This is a genomic window from Achromobacter sp., from assembly GCF_032102605.1.
GTDB lineage: Bacteria > Pseudomonadota > Gammaproteobacteria > Burkholderiales > Burkholderiaceae_B > Achromobacter.
In genome coordinates this window covers 56,377-75,358 of sequence record NZ_DAMDGT010000003.1, presented here as the reverse complement: position 1 = coordinate 75,358, position 18,982 = coordinate 56,377, and the positions used below count along the sequence as shown (strand labels likewise).

At 67.0% G+C, this 18,982-nt stretch carries 18 protein-coding genes and 1 other annotated feature; of the genes, 8 read left to right on the top strand and 10 right to left on the bottom strand.

Annotated elements, in window-relative coordinates; translation table 11 throughout:
* Position 1 precedes the first annotated feature (1 nt).
* From RT614_RS08290 to RT614_RS08280, 3 genes are read left to right on the top strand one after another with little or no spacing between them, the layout of a single operon-like run.
* Positions 2 to 832 carry an ABC transporter permease gene (locus tag RT614_RS08290; protein WP_313621633.1) on the top strand — a complete coding sequence of 277 codons (831 nt, stop codon included), beginning with the start codon at positions 2 to 4 and terminating at the stop codon, positions 830 to 832.
* Complete coding sequence (locus RT614_RS08285) at positions 829 to 2,466, top strand: ABC transporter ATP-binding protein (RefSeq protein ID WP_313621632.1); 1,638 nt, start codon at positions 829 to 831, stop codon at positions 2,464 to 2,466. The genes RT614_RS08290 and RT614_RS08285 overlap by 4 nt, the downstream gene beginning before the upstream one ends.
* Positions 2,467 to 2,507: 41 nt before the next feature.
* Entirely contained in the window at positions 2,508 to 3,350 is an 843-nt protein-coding gene (locus RT614_RS08280) for a VOC family protein (protein WP_313621631.1), read from the top strand.
* A 12-nt stretch (positions 3,351 to 3,362) separates the two neighbouring features.
* Here RT614_RS08280 and RT614_RS08275 read toward each other — a convergent pair whose 3' ends face one another.
* From RT614_RS08275 to RT614_RS08260, 4 genes are all read right to left on the bottom strand, one after another.
* The gene (locus RT614_RS08275) at positions 3,363 to 4,829 is read right to left on the bottom strand and encodes a SulP family inorganic anion transporter (RefSeq protein ID WP_313621630.1); all 1,467 of its coding nucleotides are present in this window, start codon (positions 4,827 to 4,829) and stop codon (positions 3,363 to 3,365) included.
* Between the two features lie 90 nt (positions 4,830 to 4,919).
* Positions 4,920 to 4,972 (bottom strand) — a sequence feature (sul1 is cis-regulatory element that is thought to sense ions involved in sulfur or methionine metabolism; They are found in Alphaproteobacteria).
* Between the two features lie 74 nt (positions 4,973 to 5,046).
* Entirely contained in the window at positions 5,047 to 5,964 is a 918-nt protein-coding gene (locus RT614_RS08270; RefSeq protein WP_313621629.1) for a c-type cytochrome, read from the bottom strand.
* Positions 5,965 to 5,966: 2 nt separating this feature from the next.
* A complete protein-coding gene (locus tag RT614_RS08265; RefSeq protein WP_313621628.1) occupies positions 5,967 to 7,733 on the bottom strand; it encodes a GMC family oxidoreductase in 1,767 nt (588 codons plus the stop codon).
* Entirely contained in the window at positions 7,726 to 8,484 is a 759-nt protein-coding gene (locus RT614_RS08260) for a gluconate 2-dehydrogenase subunit 3 family protein (RefSeq protein ID WP_313621627.1), read from the bottom strand. The genes RT614_RS08265 and RT614_RS08260 overlap by 8 nt, the downstream gene beginning before the upstream one ends.
* 114 nt (positions 8,485 to 8,598) lie before the next feature.
* On the opposite strand from RT614_RS08260, the gene RT614_RS08255 reads away from it, so the two are divergent.
* The gene (locus RT614_RS08255; protein WP_313621626.1) at positions 8,599 to 8,979 is read left to right on the top strand and encodes a hypothetical protein; all 381 of its coding nucleotides are present in this window, start codon (positions 8,599 to 8,601) and stop codon (positions 8,977 to 8,979) included.
* Positions 8,980 to 9,375: 396 nt separating this feature from the next.
* Entirely contained in the window at positions 9,376 to 10,953 is a 1,578-nt protein-coding gene (locus tag RT614_RS08250) for a TerC family protein (protein WP_313621625.1), read from the top strand.
* Between the two features lie 38 nt (positions 10,954 to 10,991).
* Here the strand turns inward: RT614_RS08250 and RT614_RS08245 are convergent, their stop codons facing one another.
* From RT614_RS08245 to RT614_RS08235, 3 genes are all read right to left on the bottom strand, one after another.
* Complete coding sequence (locus RT614_RS08245) at positions 10,992 to 11,564, bottom strand: hypothetical protein (RefSeq protein ID WP_313621624.1); 573 nt, start codon at positions 11,562 to 11,564, stop codon at positions 10,992 to 10,994.
* Positions 11,565 to 11,807: 243 nt separating this feature from the next.
* Positions 11,808 to 12,446: an FMN-dependent NADH-azoreductase gene (locus RT614_RS08240; RefSeq protein WP_313621623.1), complete on the bottom strand. Its 639-nt coding sequence runs from the start codon at positions 12,444 to 12,446 to the stop codon at positions 11,808 to 11,810.
* On the bottom strand, positions 12,443 to 12,901 hold the full coding sequence (locus RT614_RS08235) for a GNAT family N-acetyltransferase (RefSeq protein ID WP_313621622.1): 459 nt from the start codon (positions 12,899 to 12,901) through the stop codon (positions 12,443 to 12,445). Before RT614_RS08235 ends, RT614_RS08240 begins: the two co-directional genes overlap by 4 nt.
* A 110-nt stretch (positions 12,902 to 13,011) precedes the next feature.
* Here RT614_RS08235 and RT614_RS08230 point away from each other — a divergent pair, with 110 nt between their 5' ends.
* On the top strand, positions 13,012 to 14,433 hold the full coding sequence (locus tag RT614_RS08230; RefSeq protein ID WP_313621621.1) for a PLP-dependent aminotransferase family protein: 1,422 nt from the start codon (positions 13,012 to 13,014) through the stop codon (positions 14,431 to 14,433).
* Positions 14,434 to 14,485: 52 nt separating this feature from the next.
* On the opposite strand, the gene RT614_RS08225 is transcribed toward RT614_RS08230, so the two are convergent.
* Positions 14,486 to 14,965 carry a carboxymuconolactone decarboxylase family protein gene (locus RT614_RS08225; RefSeq protein WP_313621620.1) on the bottom strand — a complete coding sequence of 160 codons (480 nt, stop codon included), beginning with the start codon at positions 14,963 to 14,965 and terminating at the stop codon, positions 14,486 to 14,488.
* 238 nt (positions 14,966 to 15,203) lie between these two features.
* Here RT614_RS08225 and chrA point away from each other — a divergent pair, with 238 nt between their 5' ends.
* Complete coding sequence (gene chrA, locus RT614_RS08220) at positions 15,204 to 16,460, top strand: chromate efflux transporter (RefSeq protein ID WP_313621619.1); 1,257 nt, start codon at positions 15,204 to 15,206, stop codon at positions 16,458 to 16,460.
* Between the two features lie 22 nt (positions 16,461 to 16,482).
* Here the strand turns inward: chrA and RT614_RS08215 are convergent, their stop codons facing one another.
* Positions 16,483 to 17,277: an enoyl-CoA hydratase gene (locus tag RT614_RS08215; RefSeq protein WP_313621618.1), complete on the bottom strand. Its 795-nt coding sequence runs from the start codon at positions 17,275 to 17,277 to the stop codon at positions 16,483 to 16,485.
* Between the two features lie 45 nt (positions 17,278 to 17,322).
* The gene (locus RT614_RS08210) at positions 17,323 to 18,525 is read right to left on the bottom strand and encodes a multidrug effflux MFS transporter (RefSeq protein WP_313621617.1); all 1,203 of its coding nucleotides are present in this window, start codon (positions 18,523 to 18,525) and stop codon (positions 17,323 to 17,325) included.
* An 84-nt stretch (positions 18,526 to 18,609) separates the two neighbouring features.
* On the opposite strand from RT614_RS08210, the gene RT614_RS08205 reads away from it, so the two are divergent.
* Positions 18,610 to 18,930, top strand: coding sequence for a SelT/SelW/SelH family protein (locus RT614_RS08205; protein WP_313621616.1), 321 nt, complete (start codon positions 18,610 to 18,612; stop codon positions 18,928 to 18,930).
* The last annotated feature ends 52 nt before the right edge of the window (positions 18,931 to 18,982 follow it).

Here is an 18,982-nt window from a genome sequence, read left to right as displayed (position 1 = left end):
CTTGGAAACGCTACGTCGATACTTCCGCAGTCCGGTCGCCGTGCTGGGCCTGGTGCTTCTGGCAGCGGTGTGCGCAGCGGCGCTGGGCGCGGGGCTCTGGTATCCCAAGAATCCGCTCAGCCTGGCGGGCCGGCCGCTGCAATGGCCGGGCGACAACGCCCGCTTCCTGCTGGGCACCGACCAGGTCGGGCGCGACATCGCCGCGCAGATTCTTCATGGAGCCCGGGTGACGCTTGCCATCGGGCTGGCCGCCACGGTGGTGTCGGTGCTGATCGGCGTATCGCTGGGCGCGGTGGCCGGCTATTACGGCGGCCTGGCCGACGACCTGCTGATGCGCGTGACCGAAGCCTTCCAGATCCTGCCCAACTTCCTGTTGCTGCTGGTGCTGGTGGCGGTGTTCGGCTCTGACCTGCGCACCGTGGTGCTGGCGATCGGCCTGGTGTCCTGGCCGCCGGTCGCGCGTCTGACACGCTCCGAATTCCTGACGCTCAAGACACGCGAGTTCGTCCAGGCGGGCAAGGCGCTTGGCATGGGCGACCTGCGGCTGATATTCCGCGAGATCCTGCCCAACGCCTTGCCGCCCGTGATCGTCTACGCCAGCGTCATCATGGCCACCGCCATCCTGCTTGAAAGCGCGTTGGCCTTCCTGAACCTATCGGACCCGAACGTGCCGTCCTGGGGCAACCTCATCGGCGGCGGCCGCGGGGTGATCCGGGTGCAGTGGTACGTGTCCGCCATACCCGGCATTGCCATCCTGCTGACCGTCCTGGCGATATCGCTGGTCGGGCAGGGGGTGAACGACGCTCTCAATCCCAGGCTGAAACGATCATGACCGAACTGCTACGCATCGAAAACCTTACCGTGGACCTGCCGGCTGGCGCGGACCGGCCCCATGCGCTGAAGGACCTGTCGCTGGCCGTGAATCCCGGAGAGATCGTCTGCGTGGTCGGCGAAAGCGGGTCGGGCAAGTCCCTGACCGCCGGCACGATCCTGGGCCTTCTGCCGCAGGGCGTTCACGCCAGCGCCGGGCGCGTGCTGTGGGAGGGGCAGGACCTGCTGAAGCTGGCGCCCGACGCACTGCGGCGCCTTCGCGGAAAGCGGATCGGCATGATCTTCCAGGAGCCGATGACCGCGCTGAATCCCTTGCGCACCATCGGCGACCAGATCGCGGAAGTGTTCCGCACGCATACACGCCTTTCGCGCGCCGAGATCCGGCGGCGCACGCTGGACCTGCTGGATTCGGTCCGCATCCCCGATCCGGTCCAGGCGTTGGGCGCCTATCCGCATGAATTGTCGGGGGGCCAGCGCCAGCGCGCGATGATCGCCATGGCGCTGGCGCTGGAACCCGCGCTGCTGATTGCCGACGAACCCACCACGGCGCTGGACGTCACGACGCAGGCGCAGATTCTGCACCTGATCCACGACCTGCAGCGCCGCAAGGGCACGGCCGTGCTTTTCATCACGCATGATTTCGGCGTGGTGGCGGAGATCGCCGATCGCGTCGCCGTCATGCAACGCGGCGAGCTGGTGGAAAGCGGCGCGGCGGATCAGGTGCTGGAGCATCCGCGCCATCCGTACACCCGAGCGTTGATCGCCGCGGTGCCGCCGCTGACTCCCGCGCCGGCGCGAGCCGGCCAGGATGACTTTGCTCCGGCCATCCTGACGACGCAGGAACTGTCCAAGACCTATCGCAAGCGTGGCTGGTTTGGACGCCCGGGCAGGGTGACTCACGCGGTGGACGGCGTGACGCTGACCTTGCGCGAAGGAGAAACGCTGGGCATCGTGGGCGAAAGCGGATCCGGCAAGTCCACCCTGGCGCGCACGCTGCTGGGCCTGTTGCCGCCGGATGGCGGCGACATCACGCTGGCCGGCCAGCCGCTGGCGTTCAAAGGCGCGGCCGCACGGCGCGCCCACGCCCGACGCGTGCAGATGGTGTTCCAGGATCCGTACGGGTCGCTCAATCCCCGCCAACGCGTGGGCGAGATCGTGGCCCAGGGTCCGATCGTGCACGGCACGCCCCGGCGCGAGGCGCTGGCCCGCGCCCAGGAACTGTTCGAGCTGGTGGGACTGTCGCCCGACGCGGTGCGTCGCTATCCGCATGAATTTTCGGGTGGCCAGCGCCAGCGCGTTGGGCTGGCGCGTGCCCTGGCGATGCGCCCGCAAGTCCTGATTGCCGACGAGCCCGTGTCCGCGCTGGACGTATCGGTGCAGGCCCAGGTGCTGGCGCTGCTGGCCCGCCTGCGCGAACAGCTTGGCCTGTCCATCGTCTTCATCACGCACGATTTGCGCGTTGCGGCGCAGGTGTGCGACCACATCGCGGTCATGAAGTCGGGACGCGTGGTGGAAGAGGGCGTATGCGCCGAGGTGTTCGGCAATCCGGCCCATCCCTATACGCAGGCCTTGCTGGCCGCCGTGCCCGGGCGGCGGTGGGATCCGGCCGCCGTTGCAACGCGGCTGGCGGCCTGACTGGCGCGCCTGCCAGTGCCAACTGAATTGAAGGAGTTCGTGTGACCCTACGCATCGACCACGTCGTCATCCAGGCCGGTCTGGATCTGGACCAGGCCCAAGCGCGCTACCGCCGCCTGGGCTTCCAACTGACCGATCGCGGCCATCATTCGCTCGGATCGAGCAATCACCTGGCGGTTTTCGGCGACGATTATCTGGAGCTCATCGGCGTCGAGCCCGCCAAGGCCGACATTCCCGGCGCGCGCTGGGAACATCCGCTGGGGCTGGCCGGCCTGGTCTTCAAGACCGGCAACGCCGATGCGACCTGGGCAGACTTGGCGCGGCGCGAGGTGCCGCTGGAAGGAGACGGCCCGCGCGACTTTCACCGGCCCGTGTCGGCGGCCGGACAGACGCTGGGTGATGCGCGCTTTCGCACGCTGCGCATCCGGGCGGACCTGATACCCAACGGCCGCGTTTTCTTCTGCCAGCACGAAACGCCCGAACTGGTGTGGCGCCCCGAGTGGCAGCGGCATCCGAACGGCGCGCTGGGCATCGCCGAGTATGCCTACGTGACCACCGATCCGCAGGCGTCGGCGGCGCTGCTTGAGCAGGCGTTTGGTCCGGAAGCGGTGCAGGCGGTGCAGGACGGCGTGGCGGTGACCGCCGGCCGATCCACCATCCTGTACCTGACGCCGGCCGGCATCCAGGCGCGCTTTGGCGTGGACGCCTCGCCGCTGCTGGCCAAAGGCGAACGCGCCGCGGCCTTGACGCTGCGCACCGATGCGTTGGCGCGCGTTCAAAACGTGCTGGAAGGGGCGGGCGTGGCGCACCTGGTCCACAAGTCGCGCGTGGTGGTACCGCCGGCCGAAACCGGCGGACTGATCCTCGCCTTCGTCGCCCCGTAGGTCCGGCGTGGCCTAGTGGCCCGCCTGCGCGCCGGGCTGCGCATAACGGCCGACCAGCGTCGCGCTGGCTTCGTTCAGCCCCACGATCTCGACCTGGCGCCCGGCCCGGCGCAGTTTGACGATTACTTTGTCCAGCTCGCCGACGGCCGAAATATCCCAGAAATGCGCGGCGAACAGGTCGATGACCACGTGATCGACGGCTTCGCGGAAGTCGATGGCGGACGAAAAACGCGACGCCGACGCGAAGAAGATCTGGCCTGCGTAGCGGTACGTCCGCGTGCGGCCGTCTTCGGACAGGGACGTGCTGACATCGAGCAGGCGCTTCACCTTGCCTGCAAAGAACAGGCCGCTGAGCACCACGCCGACCAGCACGCCGCGCGCCAGATCGTGCGTCCAGACCACGACGGCCACGGTCGACAACATGACGACTGACGACTGCCACGGGTGCGAACCCAGGTTCCGGACGGACCGCCAGCTGAAGGTGCCGATCGACACCATGATCATCACGGCCACCAGCGCTGGCATGGGGATCCGCGCCACCAGCGGACCAAGCGCCACGATCAGGAACAGCAGGAACACCCCCGCCACGCACGTCGACAGCCGGGTGCGGCCGCCGGACCGGACGTTGATGACGGATTGGCCGATCATGGCGCATCCGCCCATGCCGCCCAGAAAGCCCGTGACGATATTGGCGATGCCCTGGCCCTTGCATTCGCGGCGCTTGTCGCTGGGCGTGTCGGTCATGTCGTCCACGATCTGCGCCGTCATCATCGATTCCAGCAGTCCGACCGCCGCCATGGTCAGCGAATACGGAAGGATGATGCGCAGCGTTTCCAGCGTGAAGGGCACGTCGGGGATCATGAACGAGGGCAGGGCGGAAGGCAGCGCGCCCATGTCGCCCACCGTGTTGACGTCCAGGCCGCCATAAATCGACACCGCCGTCATCACGATGATGGCCACCAGCGGCGACGGCACGGCGGTGGTCAGTCGAGGCAGCAGGTAGATGACGCCAAGCGCAGCGGCGACCATCGCGTAGGTGACCCACGTCACGCCGATCAGCTGCGGAAGCTGCGCCATGAAGATAAGGATGGCGAGCGCATTGACGAAGCCGGTCACGACGGAGCGGGACACGTACTGCATCAGCAAGTCCAGCCGCAAGAATCCGGCCACGATCTGGATGAGGCCCATCAGAATGGACGCGGCGAACAGGTAGGCGATGCCATGATCGCGCACCAGCGGCGCGACCAGGACGGCCACGGCCGCCGTCGCCGCGGAAATCATGCCGGGCCGGCCGCCCGTGAACGCGATGATCAGAGCGATCGAGAAAGAGGCGTACAGGCCCACGCTGGGGTCCACGCCGGCGATGATCGAAAAGCCGATGGCTTCCGGAATCAAGGCTAGCGCGACGAGCACGCCCGCAAGGATGTCGGCGCGCGGATTCGACATCCAGTCGCGGCGAAGCTTGGAAAGAACTGACATTGATTGGCTAAGCTGAATTGAACAAGCGGGGCGTGTCTCGCGCTGCCGGCGTGTCGTGGCAGATCGGGGCGAAACGCCCGTTGAGCTTGAAGTTGTCCGAGGGATAGGCGCCCGGCCGAGCCACCCGGCAAGCCGGGTCCACCAAGAGCGCGACAGCGTCGCGCCTGCGCACCCCTTGCAGGTGCGGCGGACGCGATTGTACCTCTGGAAGCGTGCTTCAGCGGGCCGCGGGCGCGGGGCCCGCGTAGTACTGGGCCAACGCCTCGATCTCGCTGTCGGTCAGGCGTTGCGAGAACGCCCGCATGACGCCCACGTCGTCGTTGGTGCGCGAGCCGGTGCGAAAGGCGTTTATCTGGTCGGTGAAGTATTCCCGCGACTGCCCGGCCAGCCTGGGCAGCAGGGCGCCTTCGCCCATTCCCCGCAGTCCATGGCAATTGGCGCAAGCCGGCAGCGCGCGCGTGCCGTCGCCTTCGATGTCCAGCTTGCGCGCCGCCTCGCCACCGAATTCGCCCACATGCAAGGGCGGTCCGGCCAGCGTGCCGTAGTAGGCGGCGACCTGGCCGATCTCCTCTTCGGTGAGGGCGCGCGCGACGGTGTTCATCAGCGGCTGCACACGCGTGCCGGCGCGGAAATCGGCAAGCTGCTTGGCCAGGTATTCGCTGCGCAGTCCCGCAAGATTGGGGAATATTCCACCCGTTGGCGTGATGCCGGCAGGGCCGTGGCATGCGACACAGGCCTGCACGCCAGCGCCCGGCTTGCCGTTCGCGGCCAGCGCCTTGCCGGCCTCGGGATCGGCATCCCGGAGCCATTTTTCCCAATCCGGCCGAGAGGCGTTGAAATCCGTGGCGCTGCGTCCCGGCACGGGTTGTAGCGCGGCGGCGGCCGGTTTCGCGCCGGCGGCCGGGGCGGGGGCTGGTGCGCCACCAGCGGCAGCTGGGGCAGCGGGGGCTGCGGGAGCCGCTGCCGGGGCGGCTTGCGGCGCCGCCGGGGCGGGCGGCTGCGGCACCGCGGAAGCCCGGATGGCCTCGTCGCCGCCGGCGCCCAGCATCTGGTGGACCGTGGCGATCAGCGTGATGGCCGGCACGGCGATCATCAACGCGACGGTAAAGATGATGCCTTTGCGATGTTCGATCATGATCACACCAGCGGGCCCGGCGAACCCAGATAGTCCGCCTTGATTTTCTCTACGATCCAATAGGCGGTGGCGCCCACGGTGCCAGTCGGGTTGTAGCCCGAGTTCTGCGGAAACAGCGCCGCGCCGGTAACGAACACGTTTGGCACGTCCCACACCTGTCCATAGCGGTTGACGACGCTGGTCGTCGGATCCGCGCCCATCGCCGCGCCACCCGTCAGATGGGTGGATTGGTAGGCCGTTGCGGAAAACGGCCGCTTCCGCGGGCCGGGCTCGGTGCGGGTGATGCCTCGCATCGCGCGCCCGATTTCGTCGCCTTTTTCGGTCAAAAAGGCCGACATGCGGATGTCGTTGTCGGGAAAGTCGTAAGTGACGCGCAGCAAGGGCAGGCCCCATGCGTCCTTGTACGTGGGGTCCAGGCTCAGGTAGCCGCCCCGCCAGGGTTGCGCCGCGCCGGTGATGGTGATGTTCGCGGCATGGTTGTAGTAGCGCTTGACGGCCTTTTTCCATTCCGCTCCCCACGAGGGCGTGCCTTTGGGCGTGGGATGAAAGCCGATCGGCGCGCCGCTTACCACCTGGATCTGCAGGTAGCCTCCGCCCACGAAGCCCACGGGCCCGTGATCGAAGTTGTCGGCGCTGAAGTCATCCATGGTGACCGCGACCGCGCCGGCGCCCATGAATGGGTTGATGTTGACGGACTCGTCGAAGAACAGATTCACGCCGGAGGTGGTCTGGTGCGTGTAGTTGCGGCCGACGACGCCGGTGTCCGTCGCGGGGTCATAGGGCTTGCCGATGCCGGACAGCAGCAGCAGGCGCACGTTGTTGATGCCGAACGCGCACAGGAAGACGATCTCCGCCGGCTGGAACACTTCTTCGCCGGCCGCGTCCACGTAGGTGACGCCCCGGGCGCGCTTCTTGTCGGGTGTCAGCTCCACGCGCAGCACGTGGGCGCCCGTGCGGATCTCGAAGTTCTCCATCTTCATGGCGACGGGCAGGATGCAGACCTGCGGCGATGCCTTGGCGAAGTGCTCGCACCCGAAGTTGGAACAGAACCCGCAGTACACGCAGGCGCTCATGTGCAGGCCTTCGGAATTCACGTAGGGCCGCGTACAGAGCGCCGACGGTTGCACGTAAGGGTGATAGCCCAGCTTGCGCGCGGCCTCGCCAAACAGCGCCGGCGCATACGGCACCTTCATGGGCGGGTTGGGGTAGGGCCGCGAACGCCAGGGCTCGAAAGGATTGCCGCCTTCCTGCTTTTCGCCCTTGAGGTTGCCCGCCTGCCCGGACGCGCCGATCAGGTAGTCGAAGCGATCGAAGTAGGGCTCCAGTTCGTCATACGTGACGCCCCAGTCCTGACAGGTCAGTTCTTTGTCGAAGATGTCCTTGCCATAGCGCTCGTTGTAGTGGCTGCGCATGACGAAGTCGGTGGGGTCGAACCGGTAGTAGGCGCCCGACCAGTGATTGCCGGCGCCGCCCAGGTGCGTGCCCGGATAGGCGAATTGCCAGCGCCGCATGGGCAGCGCCTTCTGGTCCGTGTTGCTGCGGAACGTGAAGGTCTCCGTCGCGGCGTCCTGGTGCAATTCGTGGCGGCGCGTGTACTTGAGTTCGTCGTGGACGTTCGGCCCCTGGAAGTCGGGCGACGGCCAGCGCGCTTCGCCGCGCTCCAGCACGACCACGCGCTGCTTGGCGGCCGCCAGCTCCTTGCCGATGATCGAACCGGTCCAGCCGCCGCCAATGATGGCGACGTCCACGGCAGGCAGGGTTTTAGCCATGTTTGCCTCCCGGCGTCATCTTGTGGCTGGCGGCGTTGGCGATGGACACCGGCTGGCCCACCCAGATCACGCCATGGCGTTCGATGTCGTTGGAGAACGACGCGAACGCACCGGGAAATCCCACCAGTTTCCAGCCCACCATGTCGGCGTTGCCGCCGTATAACGGGTCCGAAAAGAATCCTTCGATGGTCGCTTCCAGCAATGCCTGGAAGAACACGTCCGAGGGCAACGGCGAAAAATCCGGCTTGCCAGCCTGCAGATCGCGCAGCCAGGCGTCCTGGCGCGCTTCGTCGAGTTCCGCAAAAGGCTTGCCGTCCTGCTTGCGCACGGCGGCGTCCAACGACGCCAGCCCGCGCCGGATCATCTCGGCCGGCGTGAACGACAGCTGATAGCCCTGTTCCGGAGTGCCTTTCTCGAATGGGCCTTGTCGGTAAAGCTGGCTGCCCGCGCCCCACGCGCCGGCCAATTGGCCATCCAGGAAGTTGGTCACGCCCGCTTCCTTGGCGCCGGGGCCCAGTTCGTCGGCGGGGATCAGGCGCGCGGCGATCGCGTCCATGGTCCGCGCTTCCTGGGCGTTGAAGAATTTCAGCGTCCGGTTGCCCGAAGCGTTCGCCGCCGAGGCGGAGGGTTGGGGGGGAGGGGCCGCGTCCTTCGGTGCGCCAAGCGCGTGGGGCGCCCAGGCCGCGCCCGGGACGCCGACCGCCAGGGCTTTGAGCAGCCCGCGCCGGCCTGCTACAGGTTCGTCGTTCATGCATCGCTCCCATCGGGGGGCAGGCACGCGACTTGCCCCTGGGTGAAAAGAGATCCCGCGCTAACTCGTTGGCCTGGGGCTCAGTGTGTCACCGTTGTCTTTCAGGGAGCAACCATGAAAAACCGAATTCTGTATCTTTGCGCTACCGTGCTGGCCGGTTCGCTTGCCGCCAACGTTTCCGCGCAGACAGTCGGCAAGACGCTCGTAGCGCAAGCGCAGACGCCGGGGTCCGGCTCGGATGCGCGCACCCCCGCTCAGACGCCGACGCACAAGTCCGGCGAGCAGAAAGCGCCCGCGCCGGCAAAAAAGGACGCGCAGGACAAGCAGCAGGAACCCCGCTCGGGATCCAGTCCACGCCAGGACGATGCGGGCGCCGATACGCGCGGCGCGAAGGGCACACCCGGCAGCAACACCGGATCGACGGGCCATGGCGGCATGCCGGGGTCGGGCGCCTCGTCGGGGTCCGGAGGCACGGCTGATCCTCGCGGCCAATAGGCAAGACGGGATCGGGGATCGCCGGTACGAATCGCGAGTTCAGGTATTATTCAGGTTCCCGTCAGACAGAGAGCGCGGCGGATATTCCGACCCTTGCTGCCTTGGCAGCCGGAGCCATCCGCCACCTATGACCGAAGACCCTCCTTCTAGCAGGGCGCCGCAAATACGCCGGCGCCCGATGCCATCTCCCCCTGTTGCCGCGGCAAGGGAAGTCTCCCTGCGTGCCGCCACCCCCAGCGCCATTGCGGCCACGCCGCGTCTTGGCGGCCGCGCTCCGCCTGGCGCCGCCGGCTGCGCCCGCGCGCCTGCGCAACGTCCGTTGCGCCTTCTTGATCCCACCCATTCCCGCCGAAGCGCGCATGTTGCGCGCGCGGCCACGTTTTACCTGGAAGCCTGATGATTTTCGATTGGATGTCCGACCCCACCGCCTGGCTAGGCCTGGCGACGCTGGTCGTGCTTGAGATTGTGCTGGGTATCGACAACCTGGTGTTCATCGCGATCCTGGCGGACAAGCTGCCCCCCGAACAGCGCAACCGCGCGCGCCTGATCGGCCTGACGCTGGCGTTGGTGATGCGCCTGGGCCTGCTGGCCAGCATTGCGTGGGTCGTGACGTTGACCGCGCCGCTCTTTACCGTGCTGGGCGCCGAGATTTCCGGACGAGACCTGATCCTGATCCTGGGCGGCCTCTTCCTGCTCTTCAAGGGCACGATGGAGCTGCACGAACGCGTCGAAGGCAGCGTCAGCCATGACCAGGGGCAAAAGCCGCAGCACGCCGTGTTCTGGCAGGTGATCCTGCAGATCGTGGTGCTGGACGCCGTGTTTTCGCTGGACTCGGTCATTACCGCCGTCGGCATGGTGCAGGACCTGAGCATCATGATGATCGCGGTGGTGTTGGCGATGGCCGTCATGATGCTGGCCAGCCGTCCGCTGATGGCTTTCGTTGGCCGCCACCCGACCGTGGTGATCCTGTGCCTGGGCCTGCTGCTGATGATCGGTTTCAGCCTCGTGGCCGAAGGCTTGGGCTTCCACGTGCCCAAGGGTTATCTGTACGCCGCCATCGGCTTTTCGATCCTGATCGAGCTGTGCAACCAGCTTGCCCGCCGCAACCGCGCCCGCGGCACCCACGCATTGGGTCGCCGACAGCGCACGGCGCAGGCCGTGCTGCGCCTGCTTCGCGGCGGGCGTGCCGGCCAGCCCGGCACGCAGGTCGACGATGTCGTGGCGTTGGTGGACGGCGCGGGCGACGAACCCGCCTTCGCGCCCGAGGAAAGCTCGATGATCGAGCGCGTGCTGTCCATCGGCGGCCGTGACGTGCGTTCCATCATGGTTCCGCGTGGCGACATGACCTGGCTGGACGTATCGGACACGCCCGATGTCATCGTGCGCAAATTCGCCACCGGCCATTCGCGCCTGCCGCTGTGCGCCGGCGACCCCGCCAACGTGCTGGGCGTGCTGCACTTCAAGGACGTGCTTGCGCGGCTGCAGACTCCCGGCCCGATCGACCTGGTGGAACTGGCGCGCGAGCCGCGCTATGTCATGGAAACCACGCCCGTGCTGAAGGTGCTGGACGAACTGCGCGCCTCGCGCGATCACATGCTGATCGTCGTGGACGAGCATGGCGTCTGCGAAGGCCTGGTCACGCCGATGGACGTGCTGATGGCGGTGGCCGGCGACCTGCCGGAACACCGCGAAGACCAACCCGAGGCCTTGCAGTTGTCCGACGGATCGTGGCTGCTCGGCGGCCGCCTGTCGGTGGATGAAGCTGCGCGCCTGCTGGACGCGCCGGCCCTGGCGGATGACTATCCCGACGCGACGCTGGCCGGCTGCCTGTTGCGCGCCGGCGGGCGCATCCCCGAACCCGGCGACACGGTGTTGCTGCGCGACTGGGGCTTCGAAGTAACGCGACGCGACGGCTTGCGCATCGACCAGGTGCATGCGCGGCCCCGCCAGCCGGAAGTTACCGCCGCTGATTAAAACGCCGGCGATCGCGAGTAGGGTGGAAGACGCCGGCATCAACTGCAGATGCGCCGCCACGGCGAGCGGTTCACCGGGCAGTAGCCCGGGCACCGCGTGGCGACGGCCTTGCCGCTGAGACATTCGGCGTTCGGTTCGGTAAAGCCATACGGCATGCTGCCATAGCAGCCGCAAAGCTCCAGGATGGTGCCCGGCGGATGCTTCTGGGGTTCGGCCGCGGCCTTTGCCCCCGTCTTGGACGCGGGGTCGACCGCGGAAGGCGACGACGCGGCGGATGCGGAGGGCGCGCGAGTTCCCTTGGGGGTGCCGGCTTTGCCGTCGACGGTCCGGGCATCCGGGACCAGGTCGTCAGCCTCTTGGGTTTCGGTGGATTTTTTTGCGTCGCCGGACTTGACATCGCCAGGCTTCGGGGCGCCGGCGTCCAGGCGTTCCTTTACCGCAGCGACCGTCATGCCACAGCGTTTGGATATCGTCGACACGCTGCGGCCGGCGTCCGCCATGCCGCGCAAGGCCTTGTCGGTGCATGCCGCCTGCGCCGAGCCTGTCGAGAGAAGGCCCGCCACCAGCAGCATGCATGCATATATACCGAAACCAGGCCTGCGTAAGGTCATGACACGGCTCCCGCACAAGGGGGGCAGGACGTCGCCCGGGTTGGACCGCAACTTGCGGCCTAGCGTAGAGCGGCTAAATCGTGAGTGTCAATGCGGCACTATCGGATGGCCAGAATTCACTGCGCCGCCCCACAAAGGGCGACATGCGGACGCCATCCGGATACCAGCCGGACGGCGTCCGCGGGCGAGCGAAGCATAGCCTGACCCGCGAGCAACACTGCGCAGCAAGCGCAAAACGCGCAATCAGCCGATCATTTCCTCAGGCAAAAGATCAAACGCGATGCGGTCCAGCGCAATCTCCGCCTGCTGCCGGGCCTCTTCCAGCAGTTCGGGCCCCCGGGCCGTGCTCTCTACCGAAATGAACGTCACCTGCGTCAGTCCGATCGTCCCCAGCACGTGCCGAAGATAGGGCGTCAGAAAGTCAGGCTGGCGGGCTTCCGGACCGCTGAACGCGCCGCCGGAAGAGATTGCGACATACACAGGACGGTCCTTGAGCAGCCCCACCTTGCCCTGCGGGGTGATGTGGAACGTATTGCGCACGCGCACCACATGATCCAGCCATGCTTTCAGCGACGACGGCACGGTGAAGTTGTGCATGGGCGTGGCCACCACGATGTGGCTGGCGTCTTCCAGCATGCGGATGAGCTGGTCGGACATGCCCAACGAACCGCGCCCGCCTGCGCCGCCCTCGGGATCGACAGGGGATGCCAGCGCAACCGCATACTGGCCGTCCGCGTGGGCGAGGGTGGTGGCGTCGAACTCCACGATGTCCATGCGGTCGGAAGGACCGGCAGTCGCCAACCTCTCGACGATGCGTTGCGACAGGCGGTAGCTTTCGGATGCCAGGCCTTGCGGGCTGCAGCAGATACGCAGGATGCTCATGCGGGACTACCTTTCAAGAACTTGCTGAATCGGATGGCGCTGGTCAGAAGGCCCTGCCGGAAATAGAAGCGCTGCGCCAGGGCGTTGCCCAGCCCCGTGTCCAGCACAAACTTGTCGCAGTCCGCGCCGCGCGCCAGGTCATCCAGGGCGCTGATCAGCCTGGCTCCCCAGCGGCTGCCGCGTTGCGATTCCTGGACGACCAGGTCGTCCACATACATGAAGCGGCCGTAGATGAGGTTTTCCTGGAAACGGTAACCGGCCAGCGCCACCGCTTGCCGCTCGTGAATCGCCGCCAGAAGGCGATAGCTTTGCTGCCGCATGCGGCCGATGCGCTGAAGGAAGTCGTCCGCATCGCCCAAATGGGGCCGCAGCTCGCGCATCAGCGGCAGGCAGGCCGTCAGTTCTTCCGGCGTCTCAAGGTGCCGGATGGCGGCTTCCGTGGTGGATGTGTTCATGGCTCAGTACCTGAAAATCGAGGATGTTGAAGTTCAACCTCGTTGCGTACGCATCTTAGAAAACACATGCCATAATTTGAAGGGCCATAAATGCGCTTCTGGACTATGCCATGATTGCCCCCCACAGCATCCCGCCCACTGTCGCCCAATCCTCCGACACGCCCTTGTACCGGCAGGTGTACGAGCGCTTTCGCAGCGCCATCGCTGAAGGCACCCTCAAGCCCGGCGATCGCATCCCTTCGGCACGCGCGCTCGCCAAGGAAATCGGCGTGGCGCGCGGCACCATCGAAGTCGCTTATTCGATCCTTGCGGCCGAGGGATACATCCAGGCGCGGGGCCAGGCCGGAACTGTCGTCACGCCGAACCTCCAGGCGCCGGGACGCGCCACGCGGGCATCCGCGCCCCGGCCTGCGGGCAAGGCTGACATCGAATGGCCGCGTTCGGACGCGCCCATGCCTTTCCAGATGGGATTGCCCGCGCTGGATGCGTTCCCGCGCAAACTCTGGGCGCGGCTGGGCGCGCGCCATTTGCGCGGCACGCACGCGTCCGAGCTGGCCTATCCCGACCCGTCGGGGCTGCTGTCGCTTCGGACCGCCACGGCTGCCTACCTGCAGGTGGCGCGCGGTATCCAGTGCACGCCGTCGCAGGTGTTCATCACCTCCGGGTACAACAACACGATGCAGCTCATCCTCCAGGCGCTGTTCAAGCCGGGCGACTCCGTCTGGGTGGAAGATCCGGGTTATCCGCCCACGCGGGCGCTGCTGGCGCAGGCCGGCATGCAATCCGTGCCGGTGGCGGTCGACGGCGAGGGTCTGGTGGTGGATGCCGGCGTCGCGGCCGAGCCGCGGGCCCGCGGCGCCGTGGTGACGCCGGCGCACCAAAGCCCGCTTTGCCTGTCGCTGTCCCTGCCTAGGCGACAGGCGCTGCTGGACTGGGCCGAGCGCAACAGCGCATGGATCGTCGAAGACGACTATGACGGGGAATACCGCTATGTCGGCCGTCCGCTGCCAGCCTTGAAAAGCCTGGACCGCCAGGGAAGGGTGCTGTATTGCGGCACGTTCAGCAAGGTGCTGTTTCCCGGCCTGCGCCTGGCGTACCTGGTCGTGCCCGAAGAGCAGGCGCCGCGCTTCGAACGCCTTTGCCTGCTGCTGGCGGGCGGCTCACCGGCGCTCACGCAGGGAATACTGGCCTCGTTCATCAACGAAGGACATTTCGGGCGCCACATCCAGCGGATGCGGCGCTTGTACAGCGAACGTCGCCACGCCACCGCGGCGGGCTTGTCCGCCGTGCTGGGAACGCGCCTGCACATCGACCCGCAACCGGGCGGGATGCATCTGGTCGCCCGCCTGGATGGACACCAGACGGATCGCGCGCTGGCGGCGCGCATGGTCGAAAACGGCCTGTACGCCCACGCCTTGTCCCATTGGTCCGCGGCGCCGGATGCCCGTTCCGGCCTGTTGATGAGCTTCACGAACATCGCCTCGGCCGAACAGGCCGAACAGCTCGCCGGGCGGATCCTTCAGTTGATGTAGGTTCTGCACGAGTGGCGAGCGCCAAATGGCGGTCGCCACTCGCCAACCGCCTTCAGCTCAGCCCGGCCTTGTCCAGCCCATAAGCCTTGTCCGCCGATCCGGGCGCCGTGCGAAAGGCCACGTTCAGCCGGTTCCAGCCGTTGATGCCGACGACCAGGAAGGTCAGGTCGGAGAGCTCGCTTTCGGACAGATGTGCGCGTACCGATTCATAGATCCCGTCGGGCACGCCGTGCGGGGGCAGGGTGGTCAGGGCCTCGGTCCACTCCAGCGCGGCGCGTTCGCGCGCCGAAAACAGGGGGGATTCGCGCCAGATGGCCACGTGGTGCAATCGCAGGGCGCGTTCGCCGCGGATCGTGGCCTCTTTCACGTGCATGTCCAGGCAGAATCCGCAGCCGTTGATCTGTGACGCGCGAATGTCGACCAGTTGGCCCAGTTCCTGGATCACGGGCACTTTCTTCAGCGCCATGCTGAAATCCAGATACTTCTTGGACAGGTCTTCCGAAACCTGGAAGTAGTTCAATCGCTGCGTCATGCGCATTCCTTTCAGTTGTGTTGCGGTTGGAAGAACGACCCACCTATGGTGCAGCCGGTTGGTCCAGGCTGGAAGTGCCATAAATCCGATTTCCATATAGACCATGATGTACGCAGAGGCCTCTGCCAGACGTGCCGCTTTTTGTCATTAATCCGATTGAAAGCCCGGCGTGGCCCGGCTATAAGCTTGGAGCTGGGGCCAGAAAATCAGCGCCCGCCTGTCCATTAAGCCCAAGCCGATGCCGCACCCATCCCCGCATGACGAACACGTCGACAGCAAGCCGGCCACCGGCACACTCGCCCACGGCGGACGAGGCTCCTGTCTTGAAGTCTTCCTGGTGTTCCTGCGGCTGGGCTTCACTTCTTTCGGCGGCCCGGTGGCGCACCTGGGCTATTTCCGCAATGAATTCGTCGACCGCCGCCGCTGGCTGGACGACTACGCGTTTTCCGACCTGGTCGCCTTGTGCCAATTCCTGCCCGGTCCGGCCAGCAGCCAGGTCGGCATGGCGATCGGGCTTCAGCGGGCCGGCTGGCCGGGCATGCTGGCGGCATGGGTGGCCTTCACGCTGCCGTCCGCCCTTGCGCTGATCGGTTTCGCGCTGGGGCTTGCCCATTACGGCTGGCTATCCAGCTCCGCGGCTATCCATGGCCTGAAGGTGGCGGCGGTGGCAATCGTCGCCCAGGCCGTCTGGGGAATGGGGCGCTCGCTGTGCCCGGACCGATCCCGGGCCGCGCTGGCAGTCGCCGCCGCCTTGATCACGGTCGTGCTTCCGACAGCGCTGGCCCAGATGGCCGCCGTTGTGCTGGGCGCCGTCATAGGCGCGGCGTTCCTGCAATTGCCGCCGCGTCCCGTTCTGTCGTCCAACTCGCCCGGCGTGCCGCGCGTCGCGGGCCTGGTGTCGCTGGGCGTCTTCGTCGCCCTGATGGTCGGACTGCCGCTCTGGGCCTTGCTCACGGACGGCACGCTGGCCAGTCAGATTGCAGGCTTTTACCGCGCGGGCGCCCTGGTGTTCGGCGGCGGCCATGTGGTGCTGCCCTTGCTGGAAACGGCGTCGGTCTCCACGGGCATGGTGTCCAGCGCGGATTTCCTGGCGGGCTACGGGGCGGCGCAGGCCATGCCCGGGCCGCTATTCACCTTTGCCGCGTTCCTGGGCGCGTTGTCGTCCGGCCCCTTGTCCGGCTGGGCCGGCGGAATGCTGCTGCTTTGCGTCATCTTTTTGCCCGGCGCGTTGCTGTTGGCCGCCGCGCTGCCGTTTTGGGAAAGCCTGCGGCGGCGCCCCGGCGTGCGCAATATGGTTGCGGGCGTGAACGCCAGCGTCGTCGGCATCCTGCTGGGCGCCCTGTACGACCCCGTCTGGACCAGCGCCATCAAAGGCCAGGCGGACTTCGGCCTGGCCTTGCTGCTGTTCGCGCTGCTGGTCTATGCGCGCTGGTCGCCGCTGTGGGTGGTGCTCCTGGCCGCCGCGGGCGGCTGGACGTTGGGATGGCTGGTGTAAGTCGCGCCGCCATCCCGACGCATCAGGATCCCCAGCGGGCAGGGCGCTTTTGCAGAAAGGCGTCGATGCCCTCGCAGGCGTCCGCTTCCATCATGTTCCTGGCCATCACGTCGCCGGCGTAGTCATAGGCGTCGGCCAGCGCCATTTGCCGCTGCTTGTAGAACATGCGCTTGCCGTAGCGCACCGCGGTCGGGCTCTTGGCCAGAATGTCGTCCGCCAGGCTTTGCACGCGTGCATCCAGCGCCGCTTCGGGCACGGCGTCGTTGATCAGCCCCCAATCGGCTGCTTGCGCGGCGTCGATGAAGCGCGCCGTCATCAGCATTTCGAACGCGCGCTTGGCTGACACGTTGCGCGTCAGCGCCACGGCGGGCGTGGCGCAGAAGAGGCCGACGTTGATGCCGGATACGGCGAACTTGGCGGTATCCGCGGCCACCGCCAGGTCGCAGCTGGCCACAAGCTGGCAGCCCGCCGCCGTGGCGATGCCTTGGACTTTGGCGATGACGGGCACGGGCAGCGCCTGCAGCCCCTGCATCACGCCGGCGCATTTGCGGAACAACTGGCGGTAGTAGTCCAGATCCGGCTGGCTGCGCATCTCGCGCAGGTCGTGCCCCGCGCAGAACGCGCGTCCCGCCGACTCCAGAATGATGCAGCGCACGTCCGGATCGCGCGCCAGCGCGTCGATGTCTTGTTGCAGGGCGGCCAGCAGCGCTTCCGAAAGCGCATTGAACTGCGATGGCCGGTTCAGCCGCAGCGTGACGACGCCGCCTTGGGCGCTGCGCAACAGCAGCGGTTCGACCGCCGGTTGTTCCAGTGACATGTCGGCTCCAGGGAAAAGGTGTCCCTGGATACTAGCGCACGATGTTCAGGATGCGGACGCCAGGCGTTTGCCCATCGCGCGCGAAAGCAGCAGCAGCGGGCCGACGATCGCGGCGCCGATCAGCGCCATGGCAACCTGCGGCGCCATGCCGCTGTCCAGCAGCACGGTCGCGATGACGGCCGAACCGCTCATCTGGAACAGCCCGTACACCGCTGCAGCCGTGCCCGCGCGGTCGGCGAAGGGTTCCAACGCCAGGCTCAGGCCCGAGCCCAGCGCCAGCGAAAATCCCACCGTCAGCACCGCCACCGGCAGCATGAAGATCCAGGCCGACATCGGCGCCCACAACCACGCGCCAAAATGCATGGCCGAGGCCAATAGCAGCGCGCACATGCCCACGCGCACCATGGTGTGGCGGCCAAACCGGGCGATGAAGGCGGGCGCCAGGAAAAACGCCGCGATGTTGATCGCCGCGTTGCCGCCGAACCAGGCGGAAAAGCCCAGCTCCGAATAGCCCAGTTGCTGCACCAGGACCACCGGCGCGGCCGACACGAACACCAGGATCATCGCCATGCCGGCCATGCCGAACATTGTGAAGTAGAGGAACCGGCCGCTGGCGATGACGGGCGCGTATCGGGGCAGGCTGTAGAGCGCGCCCGAGCGGTGCGAGGGCGCCACCCGCGTTTCCTCGAAGCGCACGGCCAGCAGCGCGGCCAACGCCAGCGCAAACAGGGCCATGAAGACGAAGGTGCTGCGCCATCCCGCATGCAGCGCAAGCACGCCGCCCAGCATCGGCGCCAACGCCGGCACCGAGCACAAGGCGCCGTTCAGGTAGCTGTACACCCGGGCGCCCACCGCCGGGCTGAAGCAGTCGCGCACCGCGGCAAACGCCACCAGCGACGCGGAACATGCGCCCAGCCCCTGGATCACGCGCGCCACATAAAACACCTCCAGCGACGTCGCGGCCGCGCCCAGCGCGGACCCCAGCAGATACGCCAGCGCGCCGCACAGCGCCACGGGCCGGCGGCCATAACGGTCGGCCAGCGGACCGATCAGGACCTGGCCCAGGCCCACGGCAAAAATGAACAGCGTAATGCTGGCCTGCAGCGCGCCCATGGGCTCGCCGAAAACCTGCGCCATGGCAGGCAAAGAGGGCAGGTAGATGTCGATGGCCATCGGCGTGAGCGTGACCAGTCCCATCAAAAGACCGATCAGCCAGCGCTGGCCTCGGGGCGTCAAGGCAGACTTCATTGCAGGCTCTGGGCTCATGCGAACCCGGGAAAACCCGACATTATCCATGATCGCCGGCCCGGGCTCACGTAGAATGCCTTTCCCATGAACTCGCCCGCCCTGCGCCCTCGCATCGTCATCCTTTATTGCACCCAATGCCAGTGGCTGCTGCGCGCCGCCTGGATGGCGCAGGAACTGCTGTCCACGTTTTCGACCGACCTGGGCGAAGTGGTGCTGCAGCCCGGCACCGGCGGCATCTTCCAGATCACCTACAACGGCGATCTCATCTGGGACCGCAAAAGCGACGGCGGCTTTCCCGACGCCAAGGTCCTGAAACAGCGCGTGCGAGACCGGCTCGACCCGGGACGATCACTGGGCCACATCGATGCGCACGGCGCGGGTCCGGCCGCAGCGCCTGATCGTTGACCGTCCGCGCAGGCAAAAAAAAGGCCGGTCTTGCAAGACCGGCCAAAGCAGC